The following is a 14,370-nucleotide window of genomic DNA, read 5'->3' on the forward strand; positions in this document are numbered from 1 at the left end:
CTTTATACAGTACGTGAGTAGCGCGGCACGCTGGACGGCGCCGCCAGGTAGCGGTCGAACACCATGCAGACATTGCGGATCAGGAGGCGCCCGCGCATCGTCACCGAGATCCAGTCGCCCTCGATGGTGACCAGGCCGTCGTATTCGAGCTGGCGCAGGGCCACCAGTTCGTCGGCGAAGTACTGGCCGAAAGCGATCGGGAAAGCCTGCTCGATGGCGGAGATCGACAGCTCGAACTGGCACATCAGCTTTCCGATGACGGTACGGCGCAGCAGGTCGTCCATGCCGAGCGCGATGCCGCGCACGACCGGCAGCTCGTTGTTGTCGAGCGCCTCGTAGTAGTCGTCGAGCGTCTTGGCGTTCTGGCTGTAGGTGGCGCCGACGGCGCTGATGGCCGAGACGCCGCAGGAAATCAGGTCGGTGTCGGCATGGGTCGAATAGCCCTGGAAGTTGCGGTGCAGGCGGCCCTGGCGCTGGGCGATGGCGAGATCGTCGCCGGGCTTGGCGAAATGGTCCATGCCGATGTAGGCGTAGCCGGCCCCGGTCAGGCGTTCGATGCACAGGGCCAGCATGGCCAGCTTTTCGCTGGAGGACGGCATCTCTGCTTCCGCGATGCGCCGCTGCGGCTTGAACACGTGTGGCAGGTGGGCGTAGTGGTAAATCGAGATGCGGTCCGGGCTGGCGGCGATCACCTTCTCGATGGTGGCCGTCATGGTCGCCAGGTTTTGCCTGGGCAGGCCGTAGATCAAGTCGATGCTGATCGAGCGGAAACCGGCCTCGCGCGCGGCGGCGATGATGGCGCGCGTTTCGCTTTCGGGCTGGACGCGGTTGACGGCTTTCTGCACTGCCGGATTGAAGTCCTGCACGCCCAGGCTGATGCGGTTGAAACCCTGGCGGCGCAGGCTGTGCACGCGCTCCCGCGAAACGGTACGCGGGTCGACCTCGATCGAATACTCGCCGATGTCGTCGGGCGCGAATTTGAAGCTGCGGCGCAGGTGGGCCATCAGTTCGCCCATCTGTTCGTCGCTCAGGTAAGTCGGCGTGCCGCCGCCGAAGTGCAGCTGTTCGACCTCGTTCATGCCGGCGAACAGCGCGGCCTGCATCGTGATCTCGCGCTTCAGGTAGCCGAGGTAGGTGGCGGCTTTCTCGCGGTTCCTGGTGACGATCTTATTGCAGGCGCAGTAGTAGCAGACCGTGTCGCAGAACGGGATGTGCAGGTAGAGCGATAGCGGGCGCGCGCCGCCGCGGGTGCGCACCGAGGCGACGGCGTGCAGGTAGTCGCGGTAGGCAAAGCTGTCGCCGAAGCGGTCGGCGGTTGGGTAGGAGGTGTAGCGCGGGCCATTCTTGCCGAGGCGCTGGATCAGTTCGGGGTCGAAGTCGACGGTCCTCGCGACGGGGATTGCCGCGCGGCGGAGCGCGCTGACGGGGATGTGCTGGTGAAGCATGTGGGGCTCCTGCTGCCTGCCGGCCGCGGGGTGCGGCTCAGCTGATGGTAGGAGTCTATTGACTAAGCTCAGCAAAATCCTTGACGTACATCAAGTATCAGCCTTCACGAGGAGTAACAGGCTACGAGAAACGGCGTCACCGCCCGGCGATGGCTCAGGATGCTAATATTGCCTAATGGATAATCTCACCCACACCCTGGCCGGCCTCGCGCTTGGCGAACTCACGCACCGCCTGCTTCCCGCCGAACCGGATCCGCAACGCGCCAGCACCCGGCGCCGGCTGCTGCTTACCAGCGCCGCGGTCGCCAGCAACTTCCCCGACCTCGACCTGATCTTCACGAAGCTGGCCCCGGAACCGCTGGGCTACCTGCTGCACCACCGCGGCCACACGCACACGCTGTTGTATGCCCTGCCCCAGGCCCTGCTGATGCTGGCCGCGATCTGGCTGCTGTGGCCGGCGGCGCGCACCCTGCTGCGCACGAACGGCACCGTGCGCCTGGGCCTGTGCGCCACCACCGTGCTCGGCCTGCTGCTGCACCTGGGCATGGACGCGATGAATGTCTACGGCGTGCACCCGTTCGCGCCTTTCGATCCGCGCTGGTTCTACGGCGACATGATCTTCATCGTCGAGCCGGTGTTCTGGCTGGCGCTCGGCACGCCGCTCGCGGCGCACGTGGCGCGGCCCTGGCTGCGCCGGACCTTCCTGGCGCTGCTGCTGGCGGTGCCGCTGCTGTTCACCCTGGGCGGCTTCCTGCAATGGGGCTCATTGGCCGGCCTGGCCACCATCTGGCTGCTGGCGCTGGCGCTGACCCGGCGCCAGGGCGAGCGCACGGCCCTGGTGGCGGGCGTGGCCGTCGTGCTCGGCTTCGTGCTGGTCCAGGCCTACGGCGCCAGCCTGGCGCGCGCGCAGGTGGCGGCCGACCTGCGCCGCGCCAATCCGGATGTGCGCATCGTCGACACCGCCTTGTCGGCCTTCCCGGCCAATCCGCTGTGCTGGACCGTGATCAGCGTGTCCGGCGAGGAGGGCGACGGCGATGGCTACCGGGTCCGCCGCGGCGTGTTGAGCCTGGCGCCGGGGATTGCGCCGGTTGCCGCCTGCCCCTTCATGATCCACGGCGAATACGTGGGCAAGGAGCCGAAAGACCTGGCCTGGACCTGGGAAGAACGCGGCGCGAAGGCGCGCCTGCAGGCACTGCGCGCGTCCGACTGCCGGGTCGACGCCTGGCTGCGCTTCGCGCGCATGCCGTCGCTGGCGAATGGCTTTGCCACCGACGTGCGCTATGGCCCGCACGGAAGCCACAACTTCTCGACCCTGCCCTACGCCGGCCAGGCCGGCACGCCCTGCCCGTCGCCCGTGCCGCAATGGGGCTATCCGCGCGCCGACCTGCTCGACCTGCACTAGCGCCAGGCGCCGGGTCTGCGGCAGGGACCATGCCGATGCAGACCCTGCCGGCCCGGGCCTGGAACAGGCGCCGCGGCAAGGCTCAGCCTCGCCGGCTTCCCAGCCTGAACACCGCTAAGGCCTGTGCCAGCTGCGCCGCCTCTTCCGCCACGTTCGCCGAGGCGCTGGCCGATTGCTCCACCAGCGCCGCGTTCTGGCGCGTGATCGCATCCAGCCCGGCCATGGCCGTGCTGACCTCGGCGATGCCGCCGCCCTGGGCGCGGCTGGCGAGCGTGATGTCGTGCATGATGGCCGCTGCCTGCTGCACCGAACCCACCACCTCGCGCATGGTCTGGCCGGCTTCGCCCACCAGCGCGTCGCCCTGCGCGACCTTGCGCACCGAGTCGTCGATCAGGGCCTTGATTTCCTTCGCGGCGCCGGCCGAGCGCTGGGCCAGGCTGCGCACCTCGCCGGCGACGACGGCAAAGCCGCGCCCCTGCTCGCCGGCGCGCGCCGCTTCCACCGCCGCATTCAGGGCCAGGATGTTGGTCTGGAAGGCGATGCCGTCGATCAGGCCGATGATGTCGACGATGCGCGTGGCCGAGCTGCTGATCTGCTCCATGGTGCTGCCGACCCGCTCGACGGCCGCGCCGCCGCGCCCGGCGACGCCGGCGGCCGCGTCGACCAGGCTGTCCGCGCGCTGGGCGCTCTCGGCATTGCGCACCGCCGCCGCGGCGATCTGCCCGAGGCTGGCGACGCTCGCTTCCAGGCTGGCCGCCTGGGCCTCGGTGCGGTCGGCCAGGTCGCTGTTGCCGGCGGCGATGTCGCGCGTGGCGCGCTCGATCGAGCCGACGTTGCTGCGCACGTCGCCGACAATCGCGCGCAGGTTGATGTTCATCTGGCGCAGCGCCAGCAGCAGCTGGCCCAGCTCGTCGTCGCCGCCGGCCTGGCAGGCGTGCGACAGGTCGCCGCCGGCCAGCGCGTGCACGGTCCCGGTGGCCGCGCGCAGCGGCGCGACCAGGCTGCGCTGCAATTGCGCCCAGGCCGCCAGCGTGCCGAGCACGCCCAGGGACGCGAGCACGCGCAGGGCGATGCCTTCGGTGGCAAAGCCCAGCACGGCCAGCAGCAGCGCCTGCGCACCCATGATCACACCGAGGCGGCGGCCCAGCGGCATGCGGCGCAAGGCACCCAGGCGCGCCAGGAAGCCGGTGTTGACTGCGCGCCCGCCACGGATCGCCAGCCGACCCTGTTCGCCGGCACGGAAGCGCGCGTACAAGGCTTCGGCGGCGGCGGCCTGTTCGCGCGTGGGCGTGGTGCGCACCGACATGTAGCCCGACACGGCGCCGTTCTCGCGCACCGGCACCACGTTCGCCACCACCCAATAAAAATCGCCGTTCTTGCGGCGGTTCTTGACCATGCCGGTCCAGGGCCGACCGGCCTGCAGGGTCTGCCATAGGTCGGCGAATGCCTCCGGCGGCATGTCGGGGTGGCGCACGATGTTGTGCGCCTTGCCCAGCAGCTCGGCCTCGGAGAATCCGCTCACCTCGACGAAGCTCGGGTTGACATAGGTGATCCGGCCCTTGGTGTCGGTCGTCGACACGATGGACTGGCCTTCCTGCATCCGGTATTCGATGCCGGTGATGGGCAGATTGGTACGCACAGCGCTCCTTTGTTGCTCTACAGCAATTTAAAAGGGGCGATTGTACGCGACATCGCTCCGCTCCAAGGAAAGACTTGCCTCGTTGGCAAAGGAAATAGCCGTCATCGGCGCCTTGGCCGTCGCCTTCACGCAACGCCCTGGTGCGACCGTAAAAATCGCGGCCTGCACCAGCCGCAGGCGTCCGTCAAGTGCCGGATATTGTCGCGTTGCTAACGACTCACGACAATTTCAATTGTCTGCCGTACAACTCGCATCATGCGGTATGCTTGGATCTGGAACAAGCCAATGTCAAAATGGCATGCGCCGGAGCCCGCATCGACGCGGGGCCGGCAGACCGGATTCAGGAGAGTGGATGACGCCGAAACGATTGCTTTGCATTGCCCCCGACAGCCTTGACTCCGCCGCCATGCTGCGCGAGGCCATGCCCGACTGGGACATTCGCAGCGTCGGCAGCCTGGATGAAGCCAGGTCCGAACTGCGCCAGCAGGCCTACCTGGTCGGCTTGCTGATGCATGTGATCGGCTCCAGGCCGCACGGCGAGATCGACCGCTTCCTGCGCCAGCACAGCCAGGTCCAGTGGGTCGGCGTATTCCGCACCGAGACCCTGGCCGCGCCGGCCAGCCGCGACCTGGTGGCCGATTACCTGTGCGACTACCACACGGCGCCGGTCGATTTGCAGCGCCTCGCCCACACCCTCGGCCACGTGCACGGGCATGCCCAGCTGCGCCGTCCGCGTCCGCGTCCCGGCGCTTCGCCGTCTTCGCTGATCGGCAGCTGCGACGCCATGCAGCGCCTGCGCGGCCAGGTCGAGCGCGTGGCCAAGGTCGATGCGCCGGTGCTGATCTGGGGAGAAAGCGGCAGCGGCAAGGAACTCACGGCCCAGGCCATCCACCGCCAGTCGCTGCGCAGCACGGGGCCGCTGGTGCCGATCAACTGCGGCGCCATCGCCCCCAACCTGATCCATTCCGAACTGTTCGGCTACGAGCGCGGCGCCTTTACCGGCGCCAACCGCGACAAGGTCGGCCTGATCGAATCGGCCAATGGCGGCACCCTGTTCCTCGACGAGATCGGCGATCTGCCGAAGGACCTGCAGGCGAATTTGCTGCGCTTTTTGCAGGAGAAGACCATTATCCGGCTCGGCGCCACGCGCGCGATTCCGGTGGATGTGCGCGTGATCTCGGCCTCGCACGTGAATTTGCAGCAGGCGGTGGCGCGCGGCGACTTTCGCGAAGACCTCTACTATCGCCTTTCCGTGCTGCCGGTGACGGTGCCGCCGCTGCGCGAGCGGCGCGACGACCTGGTCGAGCTGGCCGAACACTTCTTCCACCAGCATGCGGCCGACCGCGCGCCCGGCCTGAAGGGCTTCAGCAGCCGCGCGATTGCGGCGATCGCGGCGCACAACTGGCCGGGCAATGTGCGCGAACTCATCAACCGTGTGCGCCGCGCCATGGTGATGGCCGACGGCAAGTGGATCGAGCCCGACGACCTCGACCTGGTGATGCCCTCGCCGCCAATCGAGGCCGTGCTCGACGATGCGCGCTGCAGCTCGGAACGCCTGGCGATTCGTGCCTGCCTCGACCGCAGCGGCCAGAACGTCAGCCGCGCCGCGCGCGACCTCGGGGTCTCGCGCACGACCATGTACCGGCTGCTGGCCAAGCACAATATGCGGCCCTGAGCGCCTCCCACGGCCGGGGCGACCTGCCCAGCCGTTCTTGCCTCGACGAATGCCGGCCTGTGCCGGCATTGTTTTTGGCGCTGTCACCGTTAGCTATGGATGAGCGGTGAACTGTTGAGTTCATTCATGGTCCAACCCGTCTCGCCATCGATACGGGTCGACCATGAAAGCGCCGCGCTTCACGAAGTGGTTTGCGGCACTGCCCGCACTGAACCAACCCCAACGGCTCCGCGTCCTCGACGCCTTGCGTCCGGCCGCCGGGCTGCACCAGGTGCTCGCGCTGATCGGACTATGCAGGTCGGCCGGACGCCGCTGCCCCCATTGCCAGTGTGAACGCTGGCACCGGCATGGCCACGCCAACGACCTGCAGCGCTACCGCTGTTTCTCATGCCGGCGTACCTTCAACGATTTGACCGGCACCCTGTTGGCGCGCCTGCGCCTGCGCGGGAAATGGCTCGCTTATCTCGATGCGTTGCTTGCGTCGCGTCCGGTGCGCGCGGCGGCCGGCGACGTCAACGTGCACCGTAACACCGCCTTCCGCTGGCGCCATCGCTTCCTGGATCGGGTCAAAGCAGACCGGCCGGAATGCCTGAACGGTATCGCCGAGGCCGACGAAATGTTCATCCTGGAGTCGCAGAAAGGGTCGCGCAAGCTCGACCGGCCGGCGCGCAAGCGCGGCGGCGTCGCCGGCAGGCGCGGCATCTCCCGCGAGCTCGACTGCATCCTCGTGGCGCGCGACCGCAACAAGCAGACCATCGATGCCGTCACCGGCCGCGGCCCCGTCAGCAAAGTCCAGCTGGAGCGCCATCTGCTGCCGTTTTTGGACAGGGACGTGCTGCTCGTGACCGATGCGAACGCGGCCTACCGGGCATTCGCCCGCGCCCACGGCTTGGCGCACCAGGCCGTCAATGTCAGCGCCGGCGAGCGTGTCCGCCCGGGTTTCCATGGCGCCATTCACGTACAAAATGTGAATGCTTACCACCAGCGTTTGCGCGAGTGGCTGGCGCCCTTCCACGGTGTCGCGTCGCGCTGGCTGCCGAACTACCTGGGCTGGCGCCGGATGCTCGATGGCGGAAAAGTGACTTCTGTCGATCAATTGTTTCGTCTTGCAATCGGGCTCATCCATAGCGAACGGTGACAGCGCCTTGTTTTTTTCGTCCTACTCCCCGCGCGTTTTCCCGCCCTCGGCACCGCTCCGGTGCGTGCCCAGCCGTTTCCCGCCTGCTTGCCAGCCTGGCTCCGACATTGTCGTAGGAATGCATGAAGGGTAGTCGTCAGAGCGAACTGTCACAGTTTCTATGCAGCATGGGTGAACACTCTGTCGCAGGAGTGTCCACTGCTTACTCAACAAAAAGGCACACAACTGTGCCATTTTCGATACACCCAGCATGCATTAAATTCCTAACAACAATGCCTATTCGCAATTTTCTTGTTTCCTAGTGGACTTATGCTGTGTTTTCAACAGCTTGAGCATGTTTCAACTCGCCTGGCATTGGTCTTGCATAAGTGGCCTGCACTGGTACGACTGCCAGTCGGAACTCAACCACACACCCTAGGGGAACTTAAGCATGAACAAGACCTTGCTCGTTACCGCCCTGTCGCTCGCTTTCGGCCTGAATGCCCAAGCACAAACGACGGACCCATCCACCAACTCGTCGACCAACGTCAGCCAGGACGGTAGCGGAATCAACGCCAACGACGGCGGCACCTCGACCTGGACCGACAGCTCGACCAGCGACAACTCGAACCAGGGCAACAACTCGTCGACCAACACTTCCGACAGCTCGAACCAGGGTAACAACTCGTCGACCAACACCACGACGAACACTTCCGACAGCTCGAACCAGGGCAACAATTCGTCGACCAACACGAACACCAACACCAACACCCAGACGGCCGACAACACCAACCAGGGTAACGACAACTCGACGCGCGACAACTCGAACCAGGGCAACAACTCGTCGACCCACTCGAACACCAATACCCAGACCACGAACAACACGGCCGACAACTCGAACCAGGGCAACGACAATTCGTCGCGCGACAACTCGAACCAGAACAACGATTCGTCGTCGCGCACCGCCGACAACTCGAACCAGAACAACGACTCGTCGACCCGCGACAGCTCGGGCCAGAACCGCAGCAGCGGCTCGTCGGCAGCCGGCGGCATGGGCGCTTCGGCAGCCAACAACGGCGGCACCTCGTCGTCGTCGATCTCGGGCTCGTTCAACACCTCGAGCGCTACCGCCACCAGCTCGCTGAGCGGCACCGTTTCGGGCAACAACATCCAGAACATCGGTAACATCGCCAACAACAGCGGCAGCGCGAACGGCGCCGGCGCAACCGGCGGCGCTGGTGCAGGCGCATGGGGCGGCAACGCCAGCGGCGACGGCGGCAACGGCGCCACCGGCTCGGGCGGCCAGGCTGCTTCGGGCTCGACCGGCGGCAACGCCACCACCGGCAGCACCGGCAACGCCGACGCGATGGCCGGCGGCGCGACCGGCGGCGCAGGCGGCGCAGGCGGCGCAACCGGCTCGGCAACGTCCGGCTCGGGCGCGGAAGGCGGCGCAGGCGGCCTCGGCGGCGCAGGCGGCAACAACGGTAACGTCGCAGGCGGTAACGGCGGCGCGGCTGGTTCGAGCGGTTCCGGCATGGGCGGCGCAGGCGGCTCGGGCAACACCGGCGACGGCGGCAACGGCGGCAACGCTGGCCGTGTCGTGGCAGGCGCCGGCGGCGCAGGCGGCTCGGCAGGCGCGGCAACCGGCGGTGCGGGCGGCAACGGCGCCGAAGGCGCGATGGGCGGCAACGGCGCGGCCGGCGGCTCGGTCATGATCGGCGACGCATCGGCCAACGGCGACACCTCGGGTGCCGGCGCTTCGAACGGCGGCAACATGGCATCGAGCGGCTCCGGTTCGGGCACCCCGGACAGCACCGGCGGCGCCAGCGGCGCGGCCGACGGCGGCTCCTCGACCGGCACCGGCGGCACCAACACCGGCGCCTCGAACACCGCATCGGCCGGCACCGGCACCGGCGGCGCGGGCGGCATGGGCGCGGCAGGCGGCAACGGCGGCACCGCAGGTGCGGGCGCTACCGCTTCGACCTCGAGCGGCTCGGGCGCCGAAGGCGGCGCAGCCACCGGCGGCACCGGCGGCGCAGGCGCAGCCCTGTCGAGCACCGGCGGTGCGGCAGGTTCGGGCACCAGCGGCGCAGGCGGTTCGGGCGGCGCCGGTTCGGGCGGCAGCTCGACCGCGGGCAGCGGCGCGGCTGGCGGCGCCGGCGGCAGCGGCGGCAGCACCGGCCTGGCATCGAACACCTCGGGTTCGGGCGCGGCTGGCGGCTCGGCGACCACCGGTTCGGCTACCGGCGGTTCCTCGACCTCGGGCGCGGCGACTGCCGGTGACGGCGGCGCGGGCGGCACCGGCGGTGCAGGCACCGGCGGCATGGGCGGCGCCAGCGGCAGCAACACCGCAGGCACCGCAACCGGCGGCGCAGGCGGCTCGGCAACCGCCGGCAACGGCGGCAACGTGGCCGTCAACGCAGGCAGCTTCGACATGTCGAACGCCATGTCGAACGTCGGCCAGTCGGCTGCCGGCGTGATGGTGATCAGCCAGAACAACGGCTTCTCCTCGCTGATCCAGCAAAGCGTCAACGTCCAGTCGAACCTGGCAGTCGGCCCGTAATCCGGGCAAGGAGCTGATAGTCAAAGCTGGCCGGGCAACCGGCCAGCCTATCACCGACAAACTGCCGCGTCCTTCCCCGGCGCGGCGGTTTTCAAGGACCAGGAGAAACGATGAAAACGATTTTTGCAATTGGCGGCATGCGACAGGCCTGCGCCTGCGCCCTGGCAGCCGTCTTCGCGGCGCCGGCGCTTGCAGCCGAACCCGCCCTGCTCGACGCGCAAGACCTGGGCCCCCTGCCCGGCCTGGAACACATCGCGCAATCGATCGCCACCCTGCCGCTCGAGGTGCGCGAAACCCCGAACATCGGCGGCGAAGTCATCGCCACCGTCGACCTCGAAAGCCTGGAGCACGAGCGCGGCAAGGCCGACACCGTCTGGAACGACACCAAGCTCACCGGCGACGTCGCCAACAACAACGCCACCAACGTCAACACCGGATCGAACAGCATCGATGCCGGCTCCTTTGCCAACATGTCGGGCATCCCCGTCGTGATCCAGAACAGCGGCGCCAACGTCCTGATCCAGAACGCCACCGTCATCAACCTGCAATTCCAATGAATCCACGCGCCGTCCTCGCCACCCTGGCCTTGCTGTTGGGTTCGACGGCCGCGGGCGCTGCCGAGATGGCGCTGCCCAGCGGCATGCGCGTCGGCATGCCGGTGAAGAGCATGAAGGACCTGCGTTTCCAGGCCACCCTGCGCCAGCAGTACGACTTCAGCTGCGGCTCGGCCGCGCTGGCCACGCTGCTGACCCACCACTACGGGGTGCCGACCAGCGAACAGGACGCCTTCCAGTACATGTTCATGAGCGGCGACCAGCAAAAGATCCGCCGCGAAGGTTTCTCGCTGCTCGACATGCAGCGTTTCCTGAAAAGCCGCGGCTACACCGCCGACGGCTTCCAGCTGCCGCTGGATAAACTGATCGAAGCCAAACTGCCCGCCATCGTGCTCATTTCCGACAAGGGCTACCACCATTTCGTGGTCGTCAAGGGCGCCGAGGACGGCCGCATCCTGCTGGGCGACCCGTCGCGCGGCACGCGCACGATCCCGCGCGAGCGCTTCGAGGAGATGTGGAGCAACCGCATCCTGTTCGTGATCCACCAGGGCCCGAACAAGCCCCTGTTCAACCAGACCGCCGACTGGCGCGTGGCGCCGCGCGCGCCGCTGAACAACGGCCTCGGCCCCGCCATCGATACCACCTACAGCCTGCCGAAATTCGGCCCCGGCGATTTTTGAGGATGCACACCATGCGGCTTTCCCTTGCCCTGTCCCTGCTGTTGCTGCCGCTGTCGAACGCCGCCCTGGCCGATCCGATAGCGCTGTTCAGCCCGGAAAACGCCGTCGACAGCGCCCAGCTGGAAGAAGCGCGCGGCGGCTTCATGATCGAGGGCCTCGAGGTCACGCTCGGCATCGAGCGCATGGTCACCATCAACGGCAACGTCGTCGACCGCAGCGAGATCCAGCTGGGCGACATCGGCAAGCTGGCCCAGGGCAACGGCCTGGTGTCGCAGGAAGCCCTGGGCGAACTGCGCCTGATCCAGAACGGCGTGGCCAGCGCCCTGCGCGGCGAAGCCAACACTTCGCTGCTGGGCGGGACCATCATCCAGAACAGCCTGAACGACCAGATGATCAGCGCCCAGACCACCCTGAATGCCACCGTGAATACCGCTGGAATGTTACGTGCGCTCAATTTTGCCGAAGGATTGAATAATGCTTTGTCAACAGCCATCGCACCCCGCTGATGGTGACCAAGAACATGGAGTATTGAATGCACAAATTTCCGGCACTGTGTGTCGGCGCGCTCGTCGTGAGCGCAGCCTTCGGCATGTCCCCGGCGCAGGCGCAAGCGCAGGCCCAGGCCACGCTGCAGCCGGGCGCGCAGTCCGTCAGTGAACTGGTGGAACAGCTCAAGGCGATGCGCCAGCAGCTGGAATCGCAGCGCGCCCGCATCGACGAACTCGAACGCGACGTCCGCACCACGCGCCAGGCTGCCCTGCCGGCCGAACCGGCCGCGCCGGCGATGGAGCCGGGCGCACTGGCCGCCGGCCTGCCGGCCACCGCCTCGGAACTCGACGCGCTGCGCGGCGCCGGCTACGTCGACCAGACCGCGGCGCAGCAGAATGCGCAGCAGCAGCTGGCGCAGCCGCCGCAACAGCAGCCCCAGCAACAGCAAACGCAACAGCAGCAAGTGCAGCAGCAGCAACAGCAGGCACAACAGGCCCAGCAGCGCCAACAGCAGCAGCAACGCCGCACCGCCCAGCAGAACGCGCCGGTGAATCCGCAGAACGTCCCGGCCAACCAGCAGCCGACCGTGCCCCAGCCCGCCGCGCCGGCGGCGCCGGTGGGCGGCCCGGCCAGCGCTCCGGCGGCCGGCGTCAACACCGCCGCCGTCGGCCGCGCGCCGTCAACCCAGGCCCGCACCGCCGAGGTGGCGCCGATCTTCGAGCAGCCCGGCGTGCTGACGCCGCGCGGCAAGTACGTGTTCGAGCCGGCCGTCCAGTACGGCTACTCCTCGAGCAGCCGCGTGGCCCTGGTCGGCTACACGGTGATCCCGGCCCTGCTGATCGGCCTGATCGACGTGCGCGAAGTCAAGCGCAACACCACCACCGCCAGCGTCACCCTGCGCCGCGGCCTCACCAACCGCTTCGAGGTCGAGGCCAAGCTGCCCTACGTGTATCGCTCGGACGCCACGGTCAGCCGCGAGGTGTTCACCGGCACGGCCGTCGAGCGCGCCTTCCAGACCAGCGGCAAGGACCTGGGCGACATCGAACTGGCGGCGCGCTACCAGCTCAACGACGGCGGCGTCGACAAGCCCTTCTTCATCGGCGGCCTGCGCTTCAAGTCGCGCACCGGCAAGGACCCGTTCGAAGTCATCACCGATTGCACCACGCGCTGCGTGGGCGAGAACGTCACCGGCAGCGGCCTGCCGCTGGAACTGCCGACCGGCTCGGGCTTCTATTCGCTGCAGCCGAGCCTGACCTGGCTGTTCCCATCGGACCCGGCCGTGTTCTTCGGCAGCTTCAGCTACCTGCACAACTTCAAGCGCAGCAACATCGAACGCACCGTGCTGCAGGGCGTCAAGGAACCGCTGGGCGAAGTCGCGCCGGGCGGCGTGTTCGGCTTCAACTTCGGCATGGGCCTGGCGCTGAACGACAAGGCCTCGTTCAGCCTCGGCTACGACCACAATTCGGTCGGCCGCACCAAGCAGGCCGGCCGCGCGGTGCCGGGCTCGGTGCGCATGCAGCTCGGCACCCTGCTCGTGGGTTACTCCTACCGCCTGTCGGACAAGCGCACGCTGAGCGTCGCGGTCGGTGCCGGCGTGACACGCGATACGCCGGACGTGACCCTGATGGTGCGGGTGCCGATGTCCTACTGATCCGATGTTCTGACCCGGCCGTGTGTGGCGGCGCGGGTGTCGGTGAACGGCGCAAGGAGACGAGACTTGCGCCGTTTTTTTACGTCTGCCGTTCGCGGCGGGCCGTGGCTGCCGACACAGCGTATTTACACGGTTTTACGCACTCCACCTGACCTGGCCCAGCATCCACGCCACGTGCCCCACTAGACTCGACAGCATCCCCATGCGCCACAGTATGAGAGTTGCTTATGCAAACGCCCCAATTATTCGTCAACCTGATGGAACACGCGAGCCTGGCCGTCGAACTGGGCCGCTTGCCGGTGGCCCAGCTGTGTTTCGAGCGCCACCTCAACCCGCCAGCGATCCTCGCTGCCTGGGCCAATTTCACCCGTCCCCATCCGCGCTATAAAGTGTTCCGCAACAAGGCGATGGGGATTGCGCTGGTCGACATCGCCGGCTTCGGCAACGCCGCCTCCTACCTCGACACGGTGCGCCAGCGCGGCCATGCCGGCCCGCAAAGCCGCAAGGCCCTGGCGCGCGGCTATGCGCTGCGCCGCATCGACCGCAACGACCACCTCGACGAGATCCACGCGATCCACACCTCCTGCGCCGAGCGCCAGGGCCGGCCGATGGACAGCGCCTACCTAAGCAAGCACAGCTACCCGGAGCAGCCGCACTGCGCCTGCCACGGCGTGTTCGACGCCGGGGGCCGTCTCGCCGCCTATTGCAACGTCGCCCGCTTCGGCAATTTCGCCGCCACCGACCAATTGATGGGCTACAAGAATGGCGACGGCGCCATGTACTTGCTGCTCTCGCACATCATCTGCGAATTGATCGAAGCGCGCGAAGTGGCCTGGTTCATGTACGACAGCTTCCTCGGCGCCGGCCCCGGCCTGCGCGACTTCAAGCGCCGCCTCGGCTTCCACCCCTACCGTGCGCGCTACGCACTGGTCTAGTCGACCAGGCAACATTGTTATCGTTCAGGCATCGAGTGTCGCGCCCCATCCTCGTTTCCGAACAATAAAGGGTGGAAGGACTGTTTCCCAGTTACATGTACTGCTAGACTGCAAGACTTTAGCTCGACCGTGATGTGTTGCATAAAGCACACGCAGTCGACGCCAGCGCGGTGCAAATTACGCAAGCGCTGTGTGCAACATCAGAGAAACTAGGGGAATG

At 67.4% G+C, this 14,370-nt stretch carries 11 protein-coding genes; 9 read left to right on the forward strand and 2 right to left on the reverse strand.

Going from position 1 to position 14,370, the window contains the following annotated elements; genetic code table 11:
* Positions 1 to 2 precede the first annotated feature (2 nt).
* A complete protein-coding gene (hemN, locus tag QPK31_RS08070; protein WP_290422437.1) occupies positions 3 to 1,445 on the reverse strand; it encodes an oxygen-independent coproporphyrinogen III oxidase in 1,443 nt (480 codons plus the stop codon).
* 175 nt (positions 1,446 to 1,620) lie between these two features.
* Here hemN and QPK31_RS08075 point away from each other — a divergent pair, with 175 nt between their 5' ends.
* A complete protein-coding gene (locus QPK31_RS08075) occupies positions 1,621 to 2,847 on the forward strand; it encodes a metal-dependent hydrolase (protein WP_290422438.1) in 1,227 nt (408 codons plus the stop codon).
* A gap of 82 nt (positions 2,848 to 2,929) precedes the next feature.
* Here the strand turns inward: QPK31_RS08075 and QPK31_RS08080 are convergent, their stop codons facing one another.
* Positions 2,930 to 4,486 carry a PAS domain-containing methyl-accepting chemotaxis protein gene (locus QPK31_RS08080; RefSeq protein ID WP_290422439.1) on the reverse strand — a complete coding sequence of 519 codons (1,557 nt, stop codon included), beginning with the start codon at positions 4,484 to 4,486 and terminating at the stop codon, positions 2,930 to 2,932.
* 352 nt (positions 4,487 to 4,838) lie between these two features.
* Here QPK31_RS08080 and QPK31_RS08085 point away from each other — a divergent pair, with 352 nt between their 5' ends.
* From QPK31_RS08085 to QPK31_RS08120, 8 genes are all read left to right on the forward strand, one after another.
* Positions 4,839 to 6,161, forward strand: a complete 1,323-nt coding sequence (locus tag QPK31_RS08085) for a sigma-54 dependent transcriptional regulator (protein ID WP_290422440.1) — start codon at positions 4,839 to 4,841, stop codon at positions 6,159 to 6,161.
* A 163-nt stretch (positions 6,162 to 6,324) separates the two neighbouring features.
* Complete coding sequence (locus tag QPK31_RS08090; RefSeq protein ID WP_290422441.1) at positions 6,325 to 7,299, forward strand: IS1595 family transposase; 975 nt, start codon at positions 6,325 to 6,327, stop codon at positions 7,297 to 7,299.
* Between the two features lie 430 nt (positions 7,300 to 7,729).
* On the forward strand, positions 7,730 to 9,841 hold the full coding sequence (locus QPK31_RS08095) for a hypothetical protein (RefSeq protein WP_290422442.1): 2,112 nt from the start codon (positions 7,730 to 7,732) through the stop codon (positions 9,839 to 9,841).
* A 110-nt stretch (positions 9,842 to 9,951) separates the two neighbouring features.
* Positions 9,952 to 10,398: a hypothetical protein gene (locus tag QPK31_RS08100; protein WP_290422443.1), complete on the forward strand. Its 447-nt coding sequence runs from the start codon at positions 9,952 to 9,954 to the stop codon at positions 10,396 to 10,398.
* The gene (locus QPK31_RS08105; protein WP_290422444.1) at positions 10,395 to 11,075 is read left to right on the forward strand and encodes a C39 family peptidase; all 681 of its coding nucleotides are present in this window, start codon (positions 10,395 to 10,397) and stop codon (positions 11,073 to 11,075) included. Before QPK31_RS08100 ends, QPK31_RS08105 begins: the two co-directional genes overlap by 4 nt.
* 11 nt (positions 11,076 to 11,086) lie before the next feature.
* Positions 11,087 to 11,581, forward strand: a complete 495-nt coding sequence (locus tag QPK31_RS08110; RefSeq protein WP_290422445.1) for a hypothetical protein — start codon at positions 11,087 to 11,089, stop codon at positions 11,579 to 11,581.
* Positions 11,582 to 11,607: 26 nt separating this feature from the next.
* Positions 11,608 to 13,215, forward strand: a complete 1,608-nt coding sequence (locus QPK31_RS08115; RefSeq protein WP_290422446.1) for an acetate kinase — start codon at positions 11,608 to 11,610, stop codon at positions 13,213 to 13,215.
* Between the two features lie 227 nt (positions 13,216 to 13,442).
* Positions 13,443 to 14,150 carry a hypothetical protein gene (locus QPK31_RS08120; RefSeq protein ID WP_290422447.1) on the forward strand — a complete coding sequence of 236 codons (708 nt, stop codon included), beginning with the start codon at positions 13,443 to 13,445 and terminating at the stop codon, positions 14,148 to 14,150.
* The last annotated feature ends 220 nt before the right edge of the window (positions 14,151 to 14,370 follow it).

It is taken from the genome of Massilia sp. YIM B02769 (assembly GCF_030411995.1).
In the GTDB taxonomy this organism is placed as follows: domain Bacteria; phylum Pseudomonadota; class Gammaproteobacteria; order Burkholderiales; family Burkholderiaceae_D; genus Telluria.